Source organism: Quadrisphaera granulorum, assembly GCF_003149145.1.
Taxonomy (GTDB): Bacteria; Actinomycetota; Actinomycetes; order Actinomycetales; family Quadrisphaeraceae; genus Quadrisphaera; species Quadrisphaera granulorum.
In genome coordinates, this window is sequence record NZ_QGDQ01000016.1 from 1 (window position 1) to 21,442 (window position 21,442).

Annotated in this window: 23 protein-coding genes; 4 read left to right on the forward strand and 19 right to left on the reverse strand. The window is 73.1% G+C overall.

The genetic code is table 11. From position 1 onward, the window contains the following. The 3 genes from BXY45_RS12940 to BXY45_RS12950 form a co-directional block, all read right to left on the reverse strand. Positions 1-548 (reverse strand): hypothetical protein (locus BXY45_RS12940; RefSeq protein WP_146211193.1); only part of this gene is annotated, 548 nt, incomplete at its 3' end. Between the two features lie 297 nt (positions 549-845). After that, positions 846-5,738 (reverse strand): ATP-dependent helicase, encoded by a 4,893-nt coding sequence (locus BXY45_RS12945; RefSeq protein ID WP_109775014.1) that lies wholly within the window; start codon positions 5,736-5,738, stop codon positions 846-848. A 37-nt stretch (positions 5,739-5,775) separates the two neighbouring features. Further along, positions 5,776-6,072, reverse strand: coding sequence for an IclR family transcriptional regulator domain-containing protein (locus tag BXY45_RS12950; protein WP_109774934.1), 297 nt, complete (start codon positions 6,070-6,072; stop codon positions 5,776-5,778). Positions 6,073-6,074: 2 nt separating this feature from the next. On the opposite strand from BXY45_RS12950, the gene BXY45_RS12955 reads away from it, so the two are divergent. Beyond that, the gene (locus tag BXY45_RS12955) at positions 6,075-6,455 is read left to right on the forward strand and encodes a glyoxalase superfamily protein (protein WP_109774935.1); all 381 of its coding nucleotides are present in this window, start codon (positions 6,075-6,077) and stop codon (positions 6,453-6,455) included. Between the two features lie 6 nt (positions 6,456-6,461). Here the strand turns inward: BXY45_RS12955 and BXY45_RS12960 are convergent, their stop codons facing one another. From BXY45_RS12960 to BXY45_RS12980, 5 genes are all read right to left on the reverse strand, one after another. Continuing rightward, positions 6,462-7,115: a response regulator gene (locus BXY45_RS12960; protein WP_109775015.1), complete on the reverse strand. Its 654-nt coding sequence runs from the start codon at positions 7,113-7,115 to the stop codon at positions 6,462-6,464. Continuing rightward, the gene (locus BXY45_RS12965; protein ID WP_109774936.1) at positions 7,112-8,287 is read right to left on the reverse strand and encodes a sensor histidine kinase; all 1,176 of its coding nucleotides are present in this window, start codon (positions 8,285-8,287) and stop codon (positions 7,112-7,114) included. The genes BXY45_RS12960 and BXY45_RS12965 overlap by 4 nt, the downstream gene beginning before the upstream one ends. Next, entirely contained in the window at positions 8,288-9,154 is an 867-nt protein-coding gene (locus tag BXY45_RS12970) for an ABC transporter permease (protein ID WP_109774937.1), read from the reverse strand. Continuing rightward, positions 9,151-10,008 (reverse strand): ABC transporter ATP-binding protein, encoded by an 858-nt coding sequence (locus tag BXY45_RS12975; RefSeq protein WP_109774938.1) that lies wholly within the window; start codon positions 10,006-10,008, stop codon positions 9,151-9,153. The genes BXY45_RS12970 and BXY45_RS12975 overlap by 4 nt, the downstream gene beginning before the upstream one ends. Before the next feature lie 80 nt (positions 10,009-10,088). Further along, on the reverse strand, positions 10,089-11,066 hold the full coding sequence (locus BXY45_RS12980; protein WP_109774939.1) for an oxidoreductase: 978 nt from the start codon (positions 11,064-11,066) through the stop codon (positions 10,089-10,091). 66 nt (positions 11,067-11,132) lie between these two features. Between BXY45_RS12980 and BXY45_RS12985 the strand changes: the two genes are divergently transcribed. Beyond that, positions 11,133-11,549, forward strand: a complete 417-nt coding sequence (locus BXY45_RS12985; protein WP_245961791.1) for a MerR family transcriptional regulator — start codon at positions 11,133-11,135, stop codon at positions 11,547-11,549. Here BXY45_RS12985 and BXY45_RS12990 read toward each other — a convergent pair. Further along, positions 11,546-11,770, reverse strand: a complete 225-nt coding sequence (locus BXY45_RS12990) for a DUF167 domain-containing protein (RefSeq protein ID WP_109774941.1) — start codon at positions 11,768-11,770, stop codon at positions 11,546-11,548. The genes BXY45_RS12985 and BXY45_RS12990 overlap by 4 nt on opposite strands. 1 nt (position 11,771) lies before the next feature. Beyond that, on the reverse strand, positions 11,772-12,125 hold the full coding sequence (locus BXY45_RS12995; RefSeq protein ID WP_211319537.1) for a DUF3817 domain-containing protein: 354 nt from the start codon (positions 12,123-12,125) through the stop codon (positions 11,772-11,774). Positions 12,126-12,182: 57 nt separating this feature from the next. On the opposite strand from BXY45_RS12995, the gene BXY45_RS13000 reads away from it, so the two are divergent. After that, entirely contained in the window at positions 12,183-12,419 is a 237-nt protein-coding gene (locus BXY45_RS13000; protein ID WP_109774942.1) for a DUF3046 domain-containing protein, read from the forward strand. Here BXY45_RS13000 and BXY45_RS13005 read toward each other — a convergent pair. Further along, positions 12,391-13,233, reverse strand: a complete 843-nt coding sequence (locus BXY45_RS13005) for a class I SAM-dependent methyltransferase (protein WP_218566925.1) — start codon at positions 13,231-13,233, stop codon at positions 12,391-12,393. The two genes, BXY45_RS13000 and BXY45_RS13005, sit on opposite strands and share 29 nt — an antisense overlap. A gap of 19 nt (positions 13,234-13,252) precedes the next feature. After that, the gene (locus BXY45_RS24225; RefSeq protein WP_218566926.1) at positions 13,253-13,417 is read right to left on the reverse strand and encodes a hypothetical protein; all 165 of its coding nucleotides are present in this window, start codon (positions 13,415-13,417) and stop codon (positions 13,253-13,255) included. 97 nt (positions 13,418-13,514) lie between these two features. On the opposite strand from BXY45_RS24225, the gene BXY45_RS13010 reads away from it, so the two are divergent. Then, the gene (locus BXY45_RS13010) at positions 13,515-14,471 is read left to right on the forward strand and encodes a helix-turn-helix domain-containing protein (protein ID WP_109775017.1); all 957 of its coding nucleotides are present in this window, start codon (positions 13,515-13,517) and stop codon (positions 14,469-14,471) included. Between the two features lie 20 nt (positions 14,472-14,491). Here the strand turns inward: BXY45_RS13010 and BXY45_RS13015 are convergent, their stop codons facing one another. Genes BXY45_RS13015 through BXY45_RS13045 form a run of 7 tightly spaced genes read right to left on the reverse strand, consistent with a single transcriptional unit; the run spans position 14,492 to position 21,415 of the window. Continuing rightward, positions 14,492-15,673, reverse strand: coding sequence for an ABC transporter substrate-binding protein (locus tag BXY45_RS13015; RefSeq protein ID WP_109774944.1), 1,182 nt, complete (start codon positions 15,671-15,673; stop codon positions 14,492-14,494). Next, on the reverse strand, positions 15,670-16,455 hold the full coding sequence (locus BXY45_RS13020) for an ABC transporter permease (RefSeq protein WP_211319539.1): 786 nt from the start codon (positions 16,453-16,455) through the stop codon (positions 15,670-15,672). The genes BXY45_RS13015 and BXY45_RS13020 overlap by 4 nt, the downstream gene beginning before the upstream one ends. After that, entirely contained in the window at positions 16,452-17,222 is a 771-nt protein-coding gene (locus tag BXY45_RS13025; protein ID WP_109775018.1) for an ATP-binding cassette domain-containing protein, read from the reverse strand. The genes BXY45_RS13020 and BXY45_RS13025 overlap by 4 nt, the downstream gene beginning before the upstream one ends. Positions 17,223-17,242: 20 nt before the next feature. Continuing rightward, complete coding sequence (locus tag BXY45_RS13030; protein WP_109774945.1) at positions 17,243-18,109, reverse strand: ABC transporter permease; 867 nt, start codon at positions 18,107-18,109, stop codon at positions 17,243-17,245. Continuing rightward, on the reverse strand, positions 18,106-19,140 hold the full coding sequence (locus BXY45_RS13035) for a TIGR03842 family LLM class F420-dependent oxidoreductase (RefSeq protein ID WP_109774946.1): 1,035 nt from the start codon (positions 19,138-19,140) through the stop codon (positions 18,106-18,108). The genes BXY45_RS13030 and BXY45_RS13035 overlap by 4 nt, the downstream gene beginning before the upstream one ends. Beyond that, the gene (hydA, locus tag BXY45_RS13040; RefSeq protein ID WP_245961792.1) at positions 19,140-20,579 is read right to left on the reverse strand and encodes a dihydropyrimidinase; all 1,440 of its coding nucleotides are present in this window, start codon (positions 20,577-20,579) and stop codon (positions 19,140-19,142) included. Before hydA ends, BXY45_RS13035 begins: the two co-directional genes overlap by 1 nt. Beyond that, the gene (locus BXY45_RS13045; RefSeq protein ID WP_109774948.1) at positions 20,576-21,415 is read right to left on the reverse strand and encodes a nitrilase-related carbon-nitrogen hydrolase; all 840 of its coding nucleotides are present in this window, start codon (positions 21,413-21,415) and stop codon (positions 20,576-20,578) included. Before BXY45_RS13045 ends, hydA begins: the two co-directional genes overlap by 4 nt. Positions 21,416-21,442: the final 27 nt, after the last annotated feature.

Genomic DNA, 21,442 nt, shown 5'->3' on the forward strand with positions numbered 1-21,442 from the left:
ACCTGCGCTTGCGTCGACCACGCCGTCCACCCCAGCGCGGGAGCCAGTTCGGCGACCAAGTCCTCCAACCCCGCAGCAGCCACAGCGTCGGCGTGACGCTGGAACGCCGCACCCACACCCACACCCTCGTTGTCGTTGTCGTTGTCGGGGTCGGGGATCGGGGTGGGGCCGCGGCGGGCGCGGCGATAGATCGGGGCCAGGGCGGCCAGGTCACGGATCCGGTTGGCGTGGACAGCGCCGATGATCGCCTGCCCGGCGCGCATCCGCGTCAGCAGCAGGCCCGCGGCCGCGACCTCTTCCCGTTCAGCGCGTACCGCCGCCACCGCCGCCCAGGTCGCGGGGTCGCAGGTGTGCAGCCAGCTGCAGAAGACGGCGACGGCGGTGTCGGTGGCCTCATCGGGACCGGGCAGGGCACGCAGGTGCTCATCGAGGTGGTCATAGACCGCGGCCAGTTCGGTCTGGGTCAGGCCCGCCGGGCCGGGCAGGCCACCGGCGGCTGCGGTGGCGCGGCGGGCGTGGTGGTGACGTTCGGTGCGGGGCCCGCGCATCGGTGGCCGGTTCAGCACCCCGGGGATGCGGACGCGGCGGTGGGTGCGCCGCGGTGGGCGCGCCGGCGGTTCCGCCAACTCACCAGACGATTCACCAGATGGCCCACCAGACAGGTCAGTGGACAGCTCAGCGGACAGCTCGGTAGGGGAGGCGGCGGGCTGGTCAGCACAGGAGTCGGCGGGGACTGTTTCCTCCTGCCTGTTGCTGCGTTCGGCGCCGTCCATGCCGGCAAGTCTATCGCACAGGTGTTCGATCAGACAACCCCCAGTGGGGCTGTGAGCTGGGCTGATGTGGTTTCAGGCGCGGACGCGCAGCCCTCGGGGGGTGGCCGTGAACCCTGCTGCCTCCAGAGCCGTCGCCAGCGGTGAGGAGCCCGGAGTCAGCACCCCCGCGCCGTCGGCCTTCTCCACCGTGAGCCGCCCGAGGGCGCCGTCCCGGACCGCGAGGGCGAGCGCGTCGGCGCCGGCCTGCAGCGCCTCCACCTCCTCGGTGAAGGACAGCAGCGTGCGACCGCCCCGCTCGACGTAGAGCACCAGCTCGCCGTCGAGGAGCACCACCAGTGCCCCGGCCTTCCGGCCGGGCCGGTGGCCCGCGGCCCCTGCCTCCCCGCGCTCACCGCGCTCCGGCCACGGCAGGGCAGCTCCGTAGGGGTTGGCGGGGTCGGCGGCGGCGAGCACCACGGTGCGGGGGCGGTCGGCCTCGGACGTCCCCGGAGCCCCGGGCGCGACCGAACGGCCCTGCCAGTCGCCCCGGCCGATGGTCGACAGCGGCCGCGACGCGGCGCGGAGCCTGTCGACCGCGCCGGTCGAGGCGAACTGCGAGGCGCCCAGCCCCTCCACGAAGTAGCCGCGGCGCACGCGCCCCGCCTCCTCCATGGCCGCCAGCACCCGGTACACGGCGGCGAACCCGCCGGGCAGCCGCTCGGAGGCGACCGCTCCGCGCGTCAGGACGCCGTGCCGGTCCAGGAGCACCTCGGCCGTCACCGAGGCGCGCAGGGTCGGGTCGGGCTCGAGCTCGGGCAGCAGCGACCAGCGGCCCACCGTGCTCGGTGGACCCGTCCTGGGTGCCCCGCCGAACCCGCCACCGGCGCTGCCGGGCCGCCCCAGCCCACCACCGGCGCGGCCGAGCCCGCTGTAGCGCGACCCCGTCCGCCCGTAGCGCGAGCGGGGCGCGGCCCGCGGCCCCTTGTGCGCCGTCTTCCCGCCGGCCAGCCGAGCGCGCAACGGCGCGAGGGTGTCGTTCGTCGCGTACCCGCCCCAGGCGAGGTCCCACAGGACCCGCTCGAGCGTGGCGTCGTCGACACCGCCCTCCTCGGTGGCGTCCAGCGCGGAGGCCACCGAGCGGAAGAAGTGGGCACCACCGTTCCCCAGCACCTCGAGCACCGCCCGGTGGACGTCGGTGAGCTCGAGGGACTCGTCCGGCAGCGCGAGCGTGACCGGTGCGGCGTCGGCGGTGTGCAGCGACACCCACCCGTCGTCGCCGGGCAGCGACCCGTGCCCCTGCCACACGACCTCGCCGGCTGCGGTGAGCTCGTCGAGGAGGGAGCGGGAGTACCGCTCCACGCGCACCGGCAGCACCAGCGACTCCAGGGCGCTGGCCGGGACGACCGCGCCGGCCAGCTGCTCCACGGCGCGCAGCACGCCGTCGGCGCCGCGCAGGCGCGACCCGACCTGCTGCCACGCGGGGAGGAAGCGCGCCAGGTCGCGCGGGGGAACCGGCTCGACCTCGGAGCGCAGCGCCGCCAGCGACCGGCGGCGCAGCAGGCGCAGCACCTCGGCGTCGCACCAGTCGGGTGTGGAGCCGGGGACCCTGCCGTCAGCGCTCAGCGCACCGTCGAGCGCGAGCCGCACCTCGGAGGGGAGCAGGTCGCCCGAGACCACGCGACCCGAGGAGGACAGGCGACGGAGGGCGTCGACGACCACGGCCACGCCGGTCCCCAGCCGCGCCGCCACGGTCGCGGCGGTGAAGGGCACGTGCGTGCGCGCCCAGCGCGAGACCAGGTCGGCCACCGGGTCGGGGACCGGAGCGGTGAAGGCCTCCGGCACGCCCACCGGCAGGGCGGCACCGAGCGCGTCGCGCAGCCGGCCGGCGTCCTCCACGGCCGCCCACCGCTCCTCCCCGGCGATCCGCACCCGGATGACGCGGCGCGAGCCCTCCAGCTCCACCAGCCAGGACGCGGCCTCGTCGGGGGCGGCGGACCGGGCCGCCACCTCGGCGGTGGTGAGGGGACCCAGCACGCGCAGCAGGTCCGCGACGTCCTCCGCGTCGCGGCTGCGGCGGTCCTCGGCGAGCCGTTGCAGCTCGGCCTGGGTGCGGGTCAGCTGCTCGGGGTCGAGCAGGTCGGCCAGTGACGCGCCGTCGCCGCGGCCCAGCAGCTCCGCCAGCAGGGTCGGGTCGAGCGAGAGCGCCGCCGCCCGCTTTTCCGCCAGGGGCGTGTCGCCCTCGTACAGGAACTGCGCGACGTACCCGAACAGCAGCGACCTCGCGAACGGCGACGGCTGCTCCGTGGTCACCTGCACCACGCGGACCGCCCCGGAGCGCAGGTCGCGCAGCAGCGCCTCCAGACCCGGCACGTCGAAGACATCGGACAGCACCTCGCGCGCGGTCTCCAAGACCACCGGGAACGACGGGTACCGGCTCGCGACCTCCAGCAGTTGCGCGGCCCGCTGCCGCTGCTGCCACAGCGGTGTGCGCCGATCAGGACGACGACGGGGGAGCAGCAGCGAGCGTGCCGCGCACTCGCGGAACCGGCTCGCGAACAAAGCCGAACCGCCCAGCTCGGCCGTGACCAGCGCCTCGACGTCCTCCGGTTCGACGAGGACGGCCTCCAGCACGTCCGGCGGCTCGCTGCGGGCGGACAACGGGTCGTCCCAGGCTCCGTCGTGGCTGGAGAGCAAGTCGAGGTCGGGCAGGCGCAGGACGATGCCGTCGTCGGAGGACATCGCCTGCGCGTCGAGACCGAAGCGCTCCCGCAGGCGAGCCGCCAGGGCCAGCGCCCACGGCGCGTGCAGCTGCGCGCCGAAGGGGGAGTGGACCACGACGCGCCAGTCGCCCAGCTCGTCACGGAACCGCTCGATGACGATCGTCCGGTCGTCGGGGAGGTGGCCGGTGGTCTCGCGCTGCTCGGACAGGTAGGCGTGCAGGTTGTCGGCGGCCCATTCGTCCAGTCCCGCGGCCAGCGCCCGTTGGCGGCCGGCGTCGTCGTCGCCCCCGTCACCGAGCAGGGCGCCCATCTCGCGGGTGAAGGCGCCGATGGCGCGGCCCAGCTCGTAGGGGCGGCCCACCGCCTCGCCGTGCCAGAACGGCAGCTTGCCGGGGACGCCGGGTGCGGGGGTGACGAGCACGCGGTCGTGGGTGATGTCCTCGATGCGCCAGGTGGAGGTGCCCAGGGTGAAGACGTCGCCGACGCGGGACTCGTAGACCATCTCCTCGTCGAGCTCGCCGACGCGCCTGCCGGGGCCCTCGCCGGAGGCGAGGAAGACGCCGTACAGGCCGCGGTCGGGGATGGTGCCACCGCTCGTGACCGCGAGGCGCTGGGCGCCGGGGCGGCCGGTGAGGACGCCGGTGGTGCGGTCCCACACGATGCGCGGTCGCAGCTCGGCGAACTCCTCGCTGGGGTAGCGCCCGGCGAGCATGTCGAGCACCGCCTCCAGTACGCCGCGCGTCAGGCCGGAGAAGGGCGCGGCGCGGCGGACGAGGCGCTCCAGCTCGTCGACCGTCACCTCGTCGAGCGCCGTGATCGCCACGACCTGTTGGGCGAGGACGTCCAGTGGACTGGCCGGCACGCGCAGCGCCTCGATGCCGCCGGTGCGCATGCGCTCGGTGACAACGGCTGTCTGCACGAGGTCGCTGCGGTGCTGGGGGAACAGGACACCGCGGCTCGTCGCGCCCACCTGGTGGCCCGCGCGGCCCACGCGCTGCAGCCCGGAGGCCACCGACGGCGGGGAGCCGACCTGGACGACCAGGTCGACCGCGCCCATGTCGATGCCCAGCTCCAGGCTGGAGGTGGCGACGACGGCGGGCAGACGGCCGGCCTTCAGGTCTTCCTCGATGAGGGTCCGCTGCTCGCGGCTGACCGACCCGTGGTGGGCGCGCGCGAGCACGGGCGCATCGGCCGGGAGGCCCTTGGACTGGCCCGCCTGCGCCATGACCTCCGCGGGCGTTCTGCGCGTGGCGGGCTGCTGACCAGCGTCGTAACCTTCACCCTCATCCTCGACTTCAGGTTCAGGGTCAGGTGCGTGGCGTTCGGCCCAGACCTCGTTGAGGCGCGTGGTGAGGCGCTCTGCCACCCGGCGGGAGTTGGCGAACACGATGGTGGAGCGGTGGGCGACCACGAGGTCGACGACGCGCTCCTCGACGGCCGGCCAGATGGACCGGCGCTGCGGCTCTCCGGTGGCGAGCCCCGTGAGGTCTTCCTCGGAGCGCTGCCCCAGCTCGCCCATGTCGGGGACGGCGACCACCACCGACAGGTCCCACGACTTGGCCGACGGGGGCTGCACGATCGTGACGGGGCGCCCGCCCGCCAGGAACCGCGCGACCTCCTCCACGGGCCGGACCGTCGCCGAGAGCCCGATCCGCTGGGCGGGCCGTGCGCCGCCGGCCTCGAGCAGGGCGTCGAGACGCTCGAGGGTCAGGGCCAGGTGCGCCCCGCGCTTGGTGCCCGCCACGGCGTGCACCTCATCGAGGATCACCGTCTCCACGCCGGCCAGCACCTCGCGGGCCTTGGACGTCAGGAGCAGGAAGAGCGACTCGGGCGTGGTGATGAGCACGTCCGGAGGGCGGCGCGTGAAGGCGCGGCGCTCGTCAGCGGGGGTGTCGCCCGAGCGGATGGTCACGCTCACCTCAGGGACGGGGGCCCCCAGGCGCTGCGCGGCGTACCCCATGCCCAGCAGCGGCGAGCGCAGGTTCCGCTCGACGTCCGTGGCGAGCGCCTTCAGCGGCGAGACGTAGATGACGCGCGTGCGGCGCAGCGGGTCTTCCGGGCGGCCCTGCACGGCCAGGCGGTCGAGCGCCCACAGGAACGCCGAGAGCGTCTTGCCCGAGCCGGTCGGGGCGACGACGAGCGCGTGCTGGCCGCTCGAGACGGCCCGCCAGGCGCCTTCCTGCGCCGCGGTCGGGCGCTCGAAGGCGCCGCGGAACCACTCGCGGGTGGGCTCGGAGAAGCGGTCGAGCACGTCGTCCTGCGGCACGTGCTGGATCGTCGCACCGACCACCGACAACGGCCCCTCAGGCGAGCAGCGGCTCCAGCGCTGCGGCGCAGCGGCGTGCTGCGTCGAGGTGGTCGAGCGGGGGTCGCTGGCGCGGTCCGGTGAGCACGACGGCACCCACCAGGGCCGCGTCCCCGCTGCGGACGGGCGCGGCGAGACAGGCGACGTCGTCGTGGACCTCACCCACCTGGACGGCCCAGCCGTGCTCGGCGACCTCGTCGAGGCGCGCCTGCAGCTGGTGGGGGCGGACCACCGTCTCCGTCGTCGTCCTCGTCCTCCTTGCGGTCAGGCACCACGGCGGAGCACAGTGGGACAACCATGAGCCTCGCCCAGGAGAGACAGCTGGGCTCGCCCGTGCCGGTGCTGCGGGTGCTGGACGGCGCCGTCGGGCGGGAGTTCTATGAGCTGCTCGGGTTCGAGCTGCTGTGGGAGCACCGCTTCGAACCCGACATGCCGCTCTACCAGCGCCTCCGCCGCGACGACGTGACGCTGGACCTGTCCGAGCACTACGGCGACGGCGTGCCCGGCACCGTGATCTGGGTGCCGGTGCGCGACGTCCGCGCCCTCCACGCCGAGTTGCGCCCGAAGCTGTGGGCCCACCAGCGGCCCGGGCTGCACGAGGACGCGCCCGGCGGGCCGACGTTCACCGTCGGCGACCCGTACGGCAACCACCTGCGCTTCTGCCAGCCGCCCGAGTAGCGGGGACTAGCGGGGCGGGGGCAGCAGACCGCGGGACATCGCCACCGTCACGGCGGCCGTCCGGTCGTCCACGCCGAGTTTGGTGAAGACGCGCAGCAGGTGGCTCTTCACCGTCGCCTCGCCGATGAACAGTTCCGCCGCGACAGCGGGGTTGCTCAGACCGCGCGCCACGCACGCGAGCACCTCGGTCTCGCGCGCGGTGAGGCGCTCGGCGGCAGGTTCGCGCATCCGCGTGAGCAGCTTGGCCGCCACGGGCGGCGCCAGCACGGTCTCCCCGCGGGCGGCGCGGCGGACGGCGTCGGTCAACACTGCGCGGGGCGCGTCCTTGAGCAGGTAGCCGGTGGCGCCCGCCTCGACGGCACGCAGGATGTCGGCGTCGGTGTCGTACGTGGTCAGCACGAGGATTCGTGATGCTGGATGCGCAGCCTTGAGCCGGCTCGTCGCGGTGACCCCGTCGACCCCCGGCATCCGCAGATCCATGAGGACGACGTCGGGGCGGTGCTCCTCGTAGGCCGCGAGCACGCCCGCGCCGTCGTCGACCTCGGCGATGACGGCGAGATCCGCCTCTGCAGACAGCAGCGCGACGATGCCGGCGCGGACGACGGGGTGGTCGTCGACGACGACGAGGCGCAGCGCGGTCGACCCAGCGGCAGTGGTCATGCGGGCACCCTGACGCGCAGCACGCACCCGGCGCCACCGTCGGTGCGCGCGGTGAGCTCGGCGGACCCGCCGACCTGGGCGGCGCGGGCGGCCATCGCGGCGAGTCCGTACCCGATGCGGGGCCCCTCGTGGTCGCGGAACCCGGTCCCGTCGTCGGTGACGGTCAGCTCGACGCCCTCGACGTCCACGGCCAGGGCGACGGTGGCGTGGGTGGCGGCTCCGTGCCGGCGGGCGTTGCCGAGGCCCTCCTGTGCGGCGCGCAGCAGCACCACCTCCGCCTCGCTGCTCAGCGTCGGCAGCGTCGTGGGCAGGTCGAGGTCGACGGCGGTGCCATCCGTCGCGGTGGTGCGTGCGGCGAGGCGCTCCAGCGCGCTGAGCAGGCGCGCCCCTGGTTCTGCGCCGGTGAGGTCGGGGGGCGTGTGCGCGGCCACGATGGCTCGTGCCTCGGCGAGGTTCGCGCGAGCCGTGGCCTCGATGAGCTCGAGGCGCTGACGCGTCTCGCCGTCCTGAGCTGCTTGGGCGAGCGCCACGATCGACAGGAATCCTTGGGCCAGGGTGTCGTGGATCTCCGCCGCCATCCGCTCGCGCTCGGCGAGCACCCCGCGGGCGTGCTCGGCGGAGGCCAGCTCCGCGCGGGTCGCGGTCAGCTCCGCCAGCAGGGAGGCCCGCTCGTCGCTCTCCCGCACCAGGCCGGTGATCCACAGTCCGAGGACGATCGCGGCAGCCGACTGCAGGAAGGCCGTGGCCAGGGCGTCCGGCACCGCGGACAGCGTCCATCCCGCTTGGCCCAGCTGGACCAGGCCGAGGGCCGCCGGCACGACGATGACGACGACGACCGCCGGCGCGCGCCGGGGTGTCATCGCCCACGCCTGCGGGAAGAACACGAACAGCGGCGCGAGCGCCAGGCCAGGGCTCAGCGCGAGCGATAGCACGACGAGGCAGGCAGCGATGCCCGCCGTGTAGAGCGCGTAGCCCGGCATCGAACACCGGTCGGTCAGTAGGGGCGTACCGACGACGCCGTACAGCACCGCCGCGGCGGTGAGGGCCGCGACGGCCGTGAGCCGCTCGGGCAGCGGCGCACCGGCGAGGGCCAGCACGGCGACGGCCGTGACGGCCAGCACGCCGTACCACGCGGCGTGCCAGCCGACCCGGCTGCGCTCCCAGAAGTCCACTCAGCTGTCCCCGCGGCGGCGCCAGCGGAACGTGGTCCGGCACAGCACCAGGCCCAGCACCGTCCACCCTGCGAGGACCAGGGCGATCAGGCCGAGCTGCCACTCGCCGGCGGGCTCGGCGGCGGCCATGGACTCCGGCAGCAGCGCCGCCCGGAAGCCCTCCGCCATCCACTTCAGCGGGAACACGGCGGCCACGTCCTGCATCCACCCGGGCAGCTGGCTGTAGACGAAGAAGACCCCCGAGATGAACTGCAGCACGAGCACAACGGGCGCCGTCACCGCGTTCGCCGACCGCCCGGTGCGCGGCACGCTCGAGTAGGCGATGCCCAGCAGCGTGCCCGCCGCCGCACCCAGCACCGTGACCCACGCCAGGGTCCACCACTGCTGCGGCCCGGCGGGCAGGTCGACGTCGAACAGCAGGTGCGCGGCCGTCAGCAGCACCGCCATCTGCACGACACCGGTGACGACGACGAGCCCCACCTTGCCGAGGAAGTACGCCGCCGGCGGCATGGGGGTGCCCTCCAGGCGCTTGAGCAGGCCGTCGTCGCGCTCCACCGCGATGGAGATCGCCAGGGACTGGAAGCTCACCAGCAGCACCCCCGAGGCCGCCATCCCCGCGGTGAAGTACTGCGTGAAGCTCACGCCGGGCGCCACGTCGCCGTCGAACACCGACCCAAAGATGAACAGGAAGATGATCGGGAAGAAGACGTTGAAGACGAGCGCGTCCCAGGAACGGGAGAGCTCCGTGAGCTCCACCACCGTCCGCGCCCACGACGTGCGCAGCAGGAACGCGGGGGAGCGGAAGGCCGAGGCGTCGGCGGCGGCGCGGGTGCGCGGGCCCGCCGGCGTGGTCGGGGTCGTCGTCATCGGGACACCTCGGCGGGGGTGAGCAGGGACAGGTAGGCGTCCTCGAGGGTGGGCCTGTGGACGCTGAGACCGTCGGGCTCGCCGCCCGCGGCATGCAGGCGCCCGACCAGCGCCGCCGGCTCGCCCGTCAGCTCGGTGCGCCAGGTGCCCCCGGCGTCGCGCCAGCGGACGGTGGCCGGGGCCCGGTCGCGGTCACCCAGCGTGGCGGGGGTCCCGGTGGCCACGATCCGGCCGCGGTCGATGACGGCGAGCGCGTCGGCGAGCACCTCCACCTCGTCGAGGTAGTGGGTGGTCAGCAGGATCGTCGTGCCGTCGGCGGCGAGCAGCTGCACGAGCGCCCAGAACTCGCGGCGGGCCTCCGGGTCGAAGCCGGTGGTCGGCTCGTCGAGGAAGAGCAGCTCCGGGTCGCCGATGATCCCCAGGGCGACGTCGAGGCGCCGGCGCCTACCGCCGGACAGCGCGCTGGCGCGGGTGCGGGCGTCGTCGGCGAGGCCGACCTGCTCGATGACGGCCTCGGGGCGTCGCGGGTGCGGGTAGAACGTGGCGAACTGGCGCACGACCTCGGTGACCGTGAGGTCGGACAGGTCCTTGGTCGACTGCGCCACGATGCCGATCCGTGCCCGCCACGCGGGTGTCGGGCGGCCCGGGTCGGCGCCCAGCACGCTGACCTGGCCGGACGTGCGGGCGCGGTAGCCCTCGAGCACCTCCACCGTGGTCGATTTGCCCGCTCCGTTGGGCCCGAGCAGGGCGAACACCTGGCCGGCGGGCACCTCGAAGGAGATGCCGTCGACGGCGTGCTTGGGCCCGTAGTGCTTGTGCAGGTCGGTGACCCTCACTGCTGGCTCGCTGCTCATGGGACGAGCGTGCCGGGTGAGCGGGGTGGCGCGGCAGGTGCTGCCGGTGGGTCGGGCCCTCCACCGATCGGTGGAGAGGCTCAGAGATGCCTGGTCGTGAGGTCAGTGGCCGTGATGGCGGCCGTGAGGAGCCAGAGCCGCTCGGCGTCAGCCTCGTCGACGGCGTAGGGCTTCACGCCCCCGTCGTCGACGGTCCCTGTGGGGGCGCTGATCCGGGCGACGTCGCAGTCCTCGAGGTAGAGGCCTCCCCGCCCGTCGAGCAGGGGGGAGGTGACGGCCCACAGGCCCGTCGCCGCTCCCTGGGTCGGTGTCTTGAAGTCGCGCCCGACCACCCTGCCGTCAGCATCGACCCAGCCGAGATCGACCTGCTCGGCGAGGGGGAGGTCCCGCTGGAGCCCAGTGATGATCTTTCCGGGGTGCAGAGCGAAGGCGCGCACGCCACGGTGGCGACCGAGCCGGTCCAGGTGCACCGCGAACAGCGCGTTCGCCGTCTTGGACTGCCCGTACGCGGCCCACTTGTCGTACCCGCCCAGGAAGTGCGGGTCACGCCACCGGACACCGGAGACGTGGTGCCCCGCGGAGGAGTAGACGACCACCCTGGCGCCCGCGCGGGCGAGCAGTGGGAACAGGCGGGTGACCAGCGCGAAGTGGCCGAAGTGGTTGACGCTGAGCTGGTAGTCCCATCCCGGCCCCACCGGTCGCCGAGGAGTCGCCATGACACCCGCCGCGGCGACGAGGACGTCGATGCGGTGGGCCCGGCGGGTGATCTCCTCGGCGACGCGCGCGACGCTCCCGAGGTCAGCCAGGTCGAACCCGTCGACCACGATCGCGCCCTCGATGCCGTGCAAAGCACGCGGCGCCGTGTCGGCGCTGCGGGCGAGGACGAACACCCTCGCCCCCGCTGCGGCGAGCGACCTCGTCGTCTCCAGCCCGAGACCCGAGGTGCCTCCCGTGACCAGGGCGGTCCGGCCGTCGAGGCGGGCTCCGGCCATGACCTCGTCGGCGGTGGAGGCCGCGGAGAACCCAGATCCGAGAGGGTGCTGATCGCTCGACGTCACGACGCCGACGCTAGGATCTAGAGCCCGCTCTAGGTCAACGGAGGGGTTGTGGATCGTGCCGGTCCCGTGGAGTTCTCGATCGGCGAGGTCGCGTCCGCCGTCGGCATAAGCGTTCACGCGCTCCGGTTCTACGAGCGGCGAGGTCTCCTGGTCGGTCCTGTGCGACGCACCGCCGGCGGGCGGCGGCGGTACACCGAGATCGACGTCGACTGGCTCCGTATCTGCATACGCCTCCGCGCGGCCGGCATGCCGCTCACTGCACTGCAGCGGTTCGCTGCTCTCGTGCGCGACGGCCCCGGCAACGAGGGCGAACGCCTCGCTCTGCTCGATGCGCAGCGAGAGCGGGTCGAGGAGCAGATCCGGGCCCTGGAGCAGGCGCGGGAGATCATCGCGTGGAAGGTGGACACCTACCGCCAGCACCTCGAGGGTGGGAACGGCGGCGCCCTCTGGGATCCGGCTGCCGACCGTGAGGCGAACGGCTAGAGGTCGACCTCGACGCGCTTGGTGCGCGAGGTGTGTCCACGGACCACGCTCACGCGGCTGGGTGCCACTCCGAAGTGCTCCGCGAGGGCCTTGACCAGCCCGGCGTTCGCGGCGCCGTCGACGGCGCGCTCGCGGACGTGCACGACCAGCGCGCCGTCGTCGTCGGCCTCGACGAAGGGACCGCGCCGACTGCCGGGCTTGACCCGGACCGTGACCTGCACCTCAGACGAGGGCGGGTCGCTGCTCCGGGACCAGGCGGCCGGTGCGGGCGGCCCATACCTCGAAGACCACGGTGAACAGCGGCGGGACGCTGCACACGAGTGCCGTGACGAGCGTGCCGAAGCTCCAGCGCAGCACGCGCCACGCGATGACCGCGAGGAGCAGGTAGGCGACGAACGCCGCCCCGTGGATCGGGCCGAAGATCTTCACGCCGACCTCGGTGGTGTCCGTTGCCAGGTACTTGAAGTACATGCCGGTCAGCAGGCCGACCCAGGTGAACGCTTCGAAGATGGCGACGGCGGTGAAGGCTCTCAGGGTCAGGCGCTGGCGGCTCGTCAGGGCATCGGTCGCAGGCACCCTCCGATCACACCACGTGGCATGGCCTGCTCGCAGCGCTGGGGGAGGATGGGTGGGATGCGCCACAGTGAGTTCTGGCAGCTGGCCGACGCTGTCTTCGGGCAGGGGTACGCCCGCTCCCTGGCCTCGGACATCGTGCTGAGCGACCTCGGCGGCCGCTCCCCGGTGCAGGCCCTCGATGACGGTGTGCCCCCGCGTGACGTGTGGGTGGCCCTGTGCGACGCCCAGGACGTCCCGGACGACCGGCGCTGGCTCGACCCCCGCGTCAGGCGGGCTTCACGGCCTGGAGGGTGAAGCTCAGCGGCACGCGGTCAGCGGCGTCGCCCGGCAGGGCCCACTCGCCACCAGCGACCTCGACCATATGCGCCATGGCCTGCCAGGGGATGCTGCGGTGCTCCGTCAGGCCTGTGACCTGCAGTCCTGCGGCGAGCACAGCGGTGACGAGCTCACCGAGACCGTGGTTCCACTCCGCGCTGCGGGTGTGCGTGAAGACGTGCTCGGTGGCCACGTAGGTGCCGGGCTCGTCGAAGACCGTCGGCTCCTCGCGCTCGAACCATGGGTAGGAGAGCACCAGTTCACCGTCGGTGCGGTCCTGGTCGAGGGCGTTGAGCGCCGGGTGGCCGTCGCGCACGAGCAGCCGCCCACCGGGGGCGAGCAGGTCCGCCACGAGCTGGGCCCAGTCGGTGATGCGCGGTAGCCAGCACAGGGCGCCGATGCCCGTGTAGACGAGGTCGTAGCGACCGGCGCCGACCGCGGCGAGCACCGCGGCGCCGTCGCTGACGTCAACCTGGTGGTAGTCGATGTCAGCATCGGCGCGCGCGGCCAGGGTGCGCGCCTGCTCCAGGGCGTTGGGGGAGAAGTCGACGCCTGTCATGTGCGCCCCGAGCCGGGCGAGGGAGAGGGTGTCGGTGCCGAGGTGGCACTGCAGGTGGATGCCTCGCTGGCCCGCGATGTCCCCGAGCAGCGGTCTGTCGAACGAGACGACGTCCGACAGGTGCTCCTGGTCGCAGATGAACACCTCGAACCCGTAGTCCGGTGACGCGGCGTGCACGACGGCGCGCTCGTCCCAGGTGGTGAGGTTCAGGTCCACCGCCGCGCGTGCGTCCACCGGGACATGGTGCACGGATTCACTCGTCTCGGGGGAGCAGCATCGCGCCGACGCTCCACGAGCGGTCTTCGGCGTCGTGCCGCAGCCCGGAGGTTCCCCGTCGTTCGCCCCGCTGGAGGACGAGGACCAGGGCGATGACGGCGAGCGCCGGGATGGTGGCGACCAGGGCCAGGATGATGTCCATGGCATGATCTTGACGTTCGGCCATGATTGGCCACCAGTGGCAAAGATGCCACCTGACATCGACTTCCTGCCACGTTCCGTGGGAGGCTGCGTCCGTGGTGATCCGCGATGTCGCCGTCCTCGTCCTGCCCGGCGTGGCTCCCTTCGAGCTCGGCATCGTGTGCGAGCTCTTCGGCCTCGACCGCCGCGATGACGGCCTGCCTTTCTACGACTTCGCCCTCGTCACCGAGCGTCCCGGCCTCGTGAGGACGAATCAGGGGTTCTCGGTGCAGGTCGAGCACGGGCTGGAGCGCGCGGCCTCGGCCGACCTCGTGGTGACCACCCCGGTACCCCGGGGGACGACGGCGAGCACCGAGGTGATCGCGATGCTGCGCGCCGCACACGAGCGGGGCGCGACGTTCCTCGGGGCCTGCAGCGGCACCTACGTGCTGGCCGACGCGGGCCTGCTCGACGGGCGGCGGTGCACGACCCATTGGAAGTACGTCGACGACTTCGCCTCCCGCTACCCCGCGGCGTCCGTGGACTGCGACGTGCTCTACGTCGAGGACGGACCCGTCATCTCCAGCGCCGGGTCCGCCGCCGCGATCGACGCAGGCCTGCACCTACTGCGCCGGGAGCTGGGAGCGGCCGCCGTCGCCACGATCGCCCGGCGCATGGTCGTGCCGCCCCACCGCGACGGCGGGCAGGCCCAGTACATCCCCACCCCGGTGCTCCCGCCGGAGGCCTGCGCCGACGACGACCTCGCCGCCCTCCACGCGTGGGCGCTGGAGCACCTCGCTGAGGACCTGTCCGTGGAGCGCCTCGCCGCGCACGCGCGGATGTCGCCGCGCACGCTGGCGCGCCGGTTCGCCGATGCCTCCGGCACCTCACCGGCGGCGTGGGTGGCGCGGATGCGGCTGCAGCGGGCGCAGGAGCTGCTGGAGACCACCGACCTGCCGGTCGACGAGGTCGCCGCGGCTGTCGGCTGGGGCTCCGGCGCGGTGCTGCGGCATCACTTCAGCCGTCTGGGGACGACACCCCTGGCCTACCGCCGCACCTTCGCCGGAGCCAGCTAGGCCCCGCTGGGAAGCCGCCGTCAGGCGCCGCCCTCCGTGAGGGTCACGGTGGTCGGTGCGAAGGAGGCGCCGACCACGTCGACTCCCTCGTCGGTGAGCGCCTTCAGCGCTGCGGTGACGTAGGTGTCGCTGTAGGCATCGGAGTCGGGCTCCTTGGTGATGACCGTGGCGCCGTCGGCGTTCTTCGTCTGCAGCGCCACCTGCACCGTCTGATCCCACAGGGTCTTGTCGAACGACCCCACCCCCGCCGAAGGACTGGGCCAGATGAGCTTGTTGACCTCGTTGACCTGCCACAGCTGGTGGCTGGCGCCCAGGGTGGAGCCTGCGGCCACGGTGATGTCGCGGGCCTTCTCGGGGTTGTCGCGCGCGAAGACCCAGCCCTTGAGGGAGGCCTTGATGAACGCGGTGGTCTGGTCGGCGTAGGCGGAGTCGGACAGCTTCTCGGTGTTGGCCCAGATCGCGTCCTGCAGCATCGCGGTGCCCACCTCGTTCCAGTCCAGCGTGGTGAGGTCGCTGGGCTGGAACAGCTGGCCGGTGGCGGGGTTCTTCGCCTCGAGCACCTGCGCGTACTCGTTGTAGGTCATGGCCTGAGCAGCGGCGATGTCACCGGCGATGAAGGCGTTCATGTCGAACTGCTGCTGCACCAGCGTGACGTCAGTGGCCGGGTCGAGCCCCGCCTTGGTCATCGCCGCGAACAGCTCGAACTCGTTGCCGAAGCCCCAGTTGCCCACCGTCTTGCCGCGCAGATCGGCCACCGTCTTGATGCCCGCGGAGGCGAAGGAGACCTGCCGGGTGCCGGACCGCTGGAACACCTGGGCGACGTCGGTGATCCCGGCGCCCTGCTCCCGGCTGGCCAGCGCCTTCGGCACCCACGCGATGGCGTAGTCGACCTGACCCTGGGCCAGCACCGTCTGCGGCACGATGTCCGTGCCGCCGTCGACGATCGTCACGTCGAGGCCCTCGGCCTCGTAGTAGCCCTGGTCGAGTGCGGCGAGGTACCCGGCGAACTGGGCCTGCTTGAACCACTGCAGCTGCAGCTTGACGGGCTTGAGGCCGCTTGCCGATCCGCTGGCTCCGCCCGTCGTCGCGGTGCCGGTGGCCGGAGCGTCGGCAGTGCCGCAGGCAGCCAGAGCGCCGGTCCCGGCCGCGGCGAGGGCACCGGCAAGCAGGGAGCGACGAGTGATGGTGCGGGAGCGGTTCATGATGTCCTCCGGTTCCAGGGGGTGGTGAGGCGCTCGGCCGCCAGGGCGGCCGCGTAGAAGAGCAGCCCGAGGGCGCAGGCCGCGGTGACGTAGGCCCACGCCCGCGGGTAGGCGCTGTTGGCCGCGGCGGACGTGATGCGCGAGCCCAGGCCCGACTGCAGGCCGCCGAAGTACTCGGCGACAACGGCGGAGATGACCGCGCCGGCCGCAGCCAGACGCAACCCCGTGAAGACGTGCGGCAGAGCGCCGGGGAGGGTGACGGTGCGGGTGGCGGCCCACCCGCTCGCCGCGCAGGCCCGCATGAGGTCGGCGTGTACCGGCGCGACGGACTGCAGGCCGCGCAGGGCGTTGACGAACACCGGCACGAAGACGACGACGGTGACCACCAGCTGCCGCGGCAGCTCGCTCGTCGCGCCGAACATCGTCGCGAAGATCGGCGCCAGCGCCACGATCGGCAGCGCCGCGACGACCGCCGCCAGCGGTACGAGGGTGCTGCGCAGCCACCCCAGCCGCGCCGCGAGCGCCGCCGCCACCAGCGCGAGCACACTGCCGGCCACCAGGCCCCACAGCGCGTTCGCGCCGGTGGCCAGGGCCGCAGAGACCACCTGCGGCAGGATCGCGCCGAGGGCCTCGGCGATGGCGACCGGGCTCGGCAGCACGAACGGTGCCACCCGGCCCACCGTGACCAGCACCTGCCACGCGGTCAGGGCGAGGACGGCGACGACCACGGGCGCGACCGCTCGCCCCCAGGTGCCGGCCCACCCCGGCAGGACCCGCCTCACGGGCTCGCCACCCGGGCGGGCGCGCGCAGCGCCTCGCGGACCACCGTGGTGGCCGCGAAGAACTCCGGCGACTCCCGCACGTCCGTCGGGGTACCCGTGGCACGCAGGGGAAGGTCGACGTCGACGACGGCGGCGATCCGGCCCGGCCGCGGCGACATGACCACCACCCGATCGGACAGGTACGCCGCCTCCGAGACGGAGTGCGTGACCAGCAGCACCGTCGTCCCCTCGCGCGCCCTGATGCTCAGCAGCTCGTCCTGCAGGCGCTCGCGGGTCATCTCATCGAGCGCGCCGAACGGCTCGTCCATGAGCAGCAGCGCCGGCTTGGCGGCCAGAGCCCGGGCGATGGCCACCCGTTGCTGCATGCCGCCGGACAACTGGCTGGGCCGCTTGTCGGCGACGTCGGCCAGGCCCACCACCTCGAGCAGCTCCTCGGCGCGGGCGCGGCGCTCGCGGGCGCCGACGCCGTGCAGCTCCAGGGGCAGCTCGACGTTGCGGAGCACCGTGCGCCACTCGAGCAGGCCCGCCTGCTGGAACGCGATGCCGTAGTCCTGCGCCTCGCGAGCGGCGCGGGCGGTCTTGCCGGCGACGTGGACGGTGCCTTCGGTGGGGGTGAGCAGGTCGGCGACGAGGCGCAGCAGCGTCGACTTGCCGCAGCCGCTGGGACCGATGAGCGTGACGAACTCGCCGGAGGCGATCGTGAGGCTGACGTCGGACAGCGCCGTCGTCGTCCCGAACCGCTGGGTGACGCCGCTGACCTCGACCATGGCCTTCGCCGACGGGGGGCTCACGCGAGCCGTCCCCGGCGCAGCACCGCGGCGTCGAGCAGCGCGACGAGTCCGGCGGCGACCAGGCCCAGCACGGCGGCGCCGAGCACGGCGGCGTAGACGCGGGCGGGGGAGGAAGTGGCCTGCTGGGCGTACTCGATGATCAGCCTGCCGATGCCGCCGCGGGTGCCGGTGGAGATCTCCGCGACGATCGCGCCGACCACCGCCCCGGCCGCCGCGAGCCGCAGCGCCGGGAGGAGGAAGGGCACCGCAGCGGGCAGCCGCAGGTGGACGAGCTCCTGGCGCCAGCTGGCCGCGCACGAGGCGAACAGCTCCTGTTCCGTGGCGCCTGGTGCGTGCAAGCCGCGCAGCAGCCCGACGGCGATGGGGGAGAAGGACAGGAAGGCGCTGATGACGACGACGGACGCCTCCGGCGACCACGCCCACGAGCCGACCCGCAGCACCCCGCCCCAACCGGCCACGAGCGGTGCCAGCGCGATGATCGGGACGGTCTGGCTGAGCACCACCCACGGCAGGAGCCCCGCTTCGAGCAGGCGGAGCCGCTGCATCAGCAGCGCGAGCACCCCGCCGACGACCGCGCCGAGCAGCAGCCCGAGCAGCGCCAGCCGGAGGGAGTTGAGCGCCCCGAAGAGAACGGCCGCGCCCACGGTCCGCGACCCGGCGACACCAGAGACCTCGGGGGAGCCGAGCGTGGTCAGGACCGTCCACAGGTGCGGCATGGCGCGGTCGTCGGTGCGGGGGAGCAGGCGCGTGGTATCTAGCGACGCGCCGTTGGCGGGCCCGAGCGCCTTGTAGGTCTCCCACAGCACCGCGAGCACGACGAGCGCCGCGACGACGGCACCCACCTGGCGAGCGGCTCGCGTCACAGGGTGTTCGCCGCCTCGACGACGTGCGTGCCGTAGGCGTCGATGACGGAGTCCTTGGCGTCGTGCTGGGCGTACACGGCGAACTGGTCACAGCCCAGCTCGGCGAGCTCGGCGAGCCGCTCCAGCTGAGCGGCCGGGGGGCCGAGCACGCAGAACCTGTCGACGATCTCGTCGGGCACGAAGTCGGCGTGGGTGTTGCCGGCGCGACCGTGCTGGGCGTAGTCGTAGCCCTGCCGGGCGGCGATGTAGTCGCTCAGGGCCCGAGGGACCCCGGCTCCGTCACCGCCGTACTTCGCGACGATGTCGGCGACGTGGTTGCCGACCATCCCCCCGAACCACCGCGTCTGCTCGCGGGCGTGCGCGAGCTGGGCGGCAGAGCCGTCGGTGACGTACGCAGGTGCGGCCACGCAGAACCGGATCGAGGCGGGGTCACGGCCCGCAGCTTCGGCGGCCTCGCGGACCTTCGTGATGGTCCACGCGGCGATGGTCGGGTCGGCCAGCTGGAGGATGAACCCGTCGGCCACCTCGCCGGTGAGCTGCAGGGCCTTCGGCCCGTAGGCCGCCACCCACACCTCCACCGGAGGGGTGCCCTCGGGCACCCACGGGAAGCTCACCGACGCCGCGTGCTCTCCCTGGCCGCGGAGGACGGAGCCGCCGCCGGTGAGGGTGCGGATGGTTTCCACAGACTCGCGCAGCCCGGCGAGCGTGACCGGCTGGCCCTTGAGGGTCCGGACCGCGGAGTCTCCGCGGCCGATGCCGCACACCACGCGGTTGCCGTGCATCTCCGCGAGGGTCGCGAAGGTCGAGGCGGTGACGGTGGTGTCGCGCGTGGCGGGGTTGGTGACCATCGGCCCGACGACTATCCGCTCGGTGGCCTCGAGGATCGTCGCGTGGATGACGTACGGCTCCTGCCACAGCACGTGGGAGTCGAAGGTCCACGCGTGGGAGAAGCCCGCCTGCTCGGCGCGCACCGAGGCTGCCACCACGGCGCGGGCGGGGGGATCGGTCTGGAAGACGACGCCGACGTCCATCAGCGCAGGTAGCTCGAGAGACCGCGGGGCACGAAGCGGCCGTGACCCGCACGGCCGGTCCAGGTGCCGTCGTCCAGCACCACCGACCCGCGCGACAGCACCGTCTTCACGCCGCCCGTCACGGCGAATCCCTCCCACGCAGAGTGGTCGAGGTTCATGTGGTGGGTGTCCTTGGACAGCACGTGCTGGCGCTGCGGGTCGTAGATGACGACGTCGGCGTCCGAGCCCGGCGCGATGACGCCCTTCTTCGGGTACAGCCCGAACATCCGCGCCGGCGTGGTGGAGCAGGTCTCCACCCAGCGTTCGAGGCTGATCTGCCCGGCCACCACGCCCTGGTGAACGAGGTCCATCCGGTGTTCCACCGTCCCCATCCCGTTCGGGATCTTGCGGAAGTCGCCGCGGCCCAGCTCCTTCTGGTCCTTGAAGCAGAAGGGGCAGTGGTCGGTGGAGACGACGGCGAGGTCGTCGGTGCGCAGGCCCTTCCACAGGTCGGCGTGGTGGTTCTCGTGCTTGGTGCGCAGCGGGGGAGAGGCCACCCACTTGGCGCCCTCGAAGGGGTCGCCGTCGGCGGAGACGGCACCGAGCTGGTCTTCGAGGGTGAGGTAGAGGTACTGCGGGCAGGTCTCGGCGAACACGTTGCGGCCGGCGTCGCGGGCTGCGGCGACATGCCCGAGCGCCTGGGACGCCGACAGGTGCACGAAGTACAGCGGCGTGCCGCCGGCCACCTCGGCGAGCGCGATGCACCGGTGGGTGGCCTCGCCCTCCAAGATCGGCGGGCGGGTCAGTCCGTGCCAGACCGGGGTCGTGTCGCCGCGGCCCGCGGCCTGGGCGGCGAGCACGTCGATGGCGATGCCGTTCTCCGCGTGCATCATGATCAGCGCGCCGTTGTCGCGGGCCTTCTGCATCGCGCGCAGGATCTGGCCGTCGTCGCTGTAGAAGACGCCCGGGTAGGCGGTGAAGAGCTTGAAGCTCGTGACGCCCTCGCTGGCCACGAGCCGGTCCATGGCGGCGAGCGCGGCGTCGTCGACCCCTCCCACGATCATGTGGAAGCCGTAGTCGATCGCGGTCTTTCCCTCCGCCTTGGCGTGCCAGGCGGCCAGGCCCTCCTCGACGTCCTGCCCGGTGGTCTGCACGGCGAAGTCGACGATGGTCGTGGTGCCGCCCCAGGCGGCCGCGACGGTGCCGGTGGTGAAGTCGTCCGAGGCCTCGGTGCCGCCGAAGGGGAGGCGCATGTGAGTGTGGACGTCGACGCCGCCGGGCACGACGTAGCAGCCGGTCGCGTCGATGCGGCGCGTCTCGGGGCCGACGATCGCGTCAGCTCCACCGGGGACGTGGAGGCTGGCGATGGTCTCGCCGTCCACCAGCACGTCCATGGGGGCGGCGCCCGTCGTCGTGACGACCGTGCCGCCGTGGATCAGCGTGAGGTTCGACGCGCTCACGGAGTCACCAGGTTCCCGTAGGAGTCCGGGCGGCGGTCTCGGTAGAACGCCCAGCGCTCGCGGACCGTGGTGAGGAGGTCCATGTCGAGGTCGCGGATCACGAGCTCCGGGTCGTACGCGGAGGCGTACTCACCGACGGGCTTGCCCTCCGGGTCGGCGAAGTAGCTGGTGCCGTAGAAGTCGTCGTCGCCGAGGTCCTCGATGCCCACCCGGTTGATCGCGCCCACGTAGTACTCGTTGGCCACGGCGGCCGCCGTCTGCTCCAGCTTCCACAGGTAGTTGGACAGGCCGCGGCTCGTGGCGGAGGGGTTGAAGACGATCTCCGCGCCGTTCAGACCCAGGGCGCGCCAGCCCTCGGGGAAGTGCCGGTCGTAGCAGATGTAGACGCCCACCTTGCCGACGGCGGTGTCGAAGACGGGGTACCCGAGGTTGCCGGGGCGGAAGTAGAACTTCTCCCAGAAGCCCTTGACCTGCGGGATGTGGTTCTTGCGGTACTTGCCGAGGTAGCTGCCGTCGGCGTCGATGACGGCGGCGGTGTTGTAGAGCACGCCAGGCTGTTCCTGCTCATAGATGGGCAGGACGACGACGATGCTGTGCTCCTTCGCCAGAGCCTGGAACCGCTCCACCGTTGGGCCCGGAACGGACTCGGCATAGGCGTAGTACTCCGGGTCTTGCACCTGGCAGAAGTACGGGCCGTAGAAGAGCTCCTGGAAGCAGATCACCTGCGCACCCTGCTCGGCGGCCTGCACGAGGTAGTCCTCGTGGGCCTTGATCATCGATTCCTTGTCGCCGGTCCAGCTGGTCTGGACCAGGGCGGCGCGGACGGTGCGCGGCATGCGGCCTCCGGTGGTGGGTGCGAGTGC

What these genes read in the sequence shown, in the direction of transcription:
- BXY45_RS12955 (WP_109774935.1), top strand. Translation starts at nt 6,075, where the DNA reads ATGAGCCTCGCCCAGGAGAGACAGCTGGGCTCGCCCGTGCCGGTGCTG.
- BXY45_RS12960 (WP_109775015.1), bottom strand. Translation starts at nt 7,115, where the DNA reads ATGACCACTGCCGCTGGGTCGACCGCGCTGCGCCTCGTCGTCGTCGAC.
- BXY45_RS12970 (WP_109774937.1), bottom strand. Translation starts at nt 9,154, where the DNA reads ATGACGACGACCCCGACCACGCCGGCGGGCCCGCGCACCCGCGCCGCC.
- BXY45_RS12975 (WP_109774938.1), bottom strand. Translation starts at nt 10,008, where the DNA reads ATGAGCAGCGAGCCAGCAGTGAGGGTCACCGACCTGCACAAGCACTAC.
- BXY45_RS13000 (WP_109774942.1), top strand. Translation starts at nt 12,183, where the DNA reads ATGCGCCACAGTGAGTTCTGGCAGCTGGCCGACGCTGTCTTCGGGCAG.
- BXY45_RS24225 (WP_218566926.1), bottom strand. Translation starts at nt 13,417, where the DNA reads ATGGACATCATCCTGGCCCTGGTCGCCACCATCCCGGCGCTCGCCGTC.
- BXY45_RS13015 (WP_109774944.1), bottom strand. Translation starts at nt 15,673, where the DNA reads ATGAACCGCTCCCGCACCATCACTCGTCGCTCCCTGCTTGCCGGTGCC.
- BXY45_RS13025 (WP_109775018.1), bottom strand. Translation starts at nt 17,222, where the DNA reads ATGGTCGAGGTCAGCGGCGTCACCCAGCGGTTCGGGACGACGACGGCG.
- BXY45_RS13035 (WP_109774946.1), bottom strand. Translation starts at nt 19,140, where the DNA reads ATGGACGTCGGCGTCGTCTTCCAGACCGATCCCCCCGCCCGCGCCGTG.
- BXY45_RS13045 (WP_109774948.1), bottom strand. Translation starts at nt 21,415, where the DNA reads ATGCCGCGCACCGTCCGCGCCGCCCTGGTCCAGACCAGCTGGACCGGC.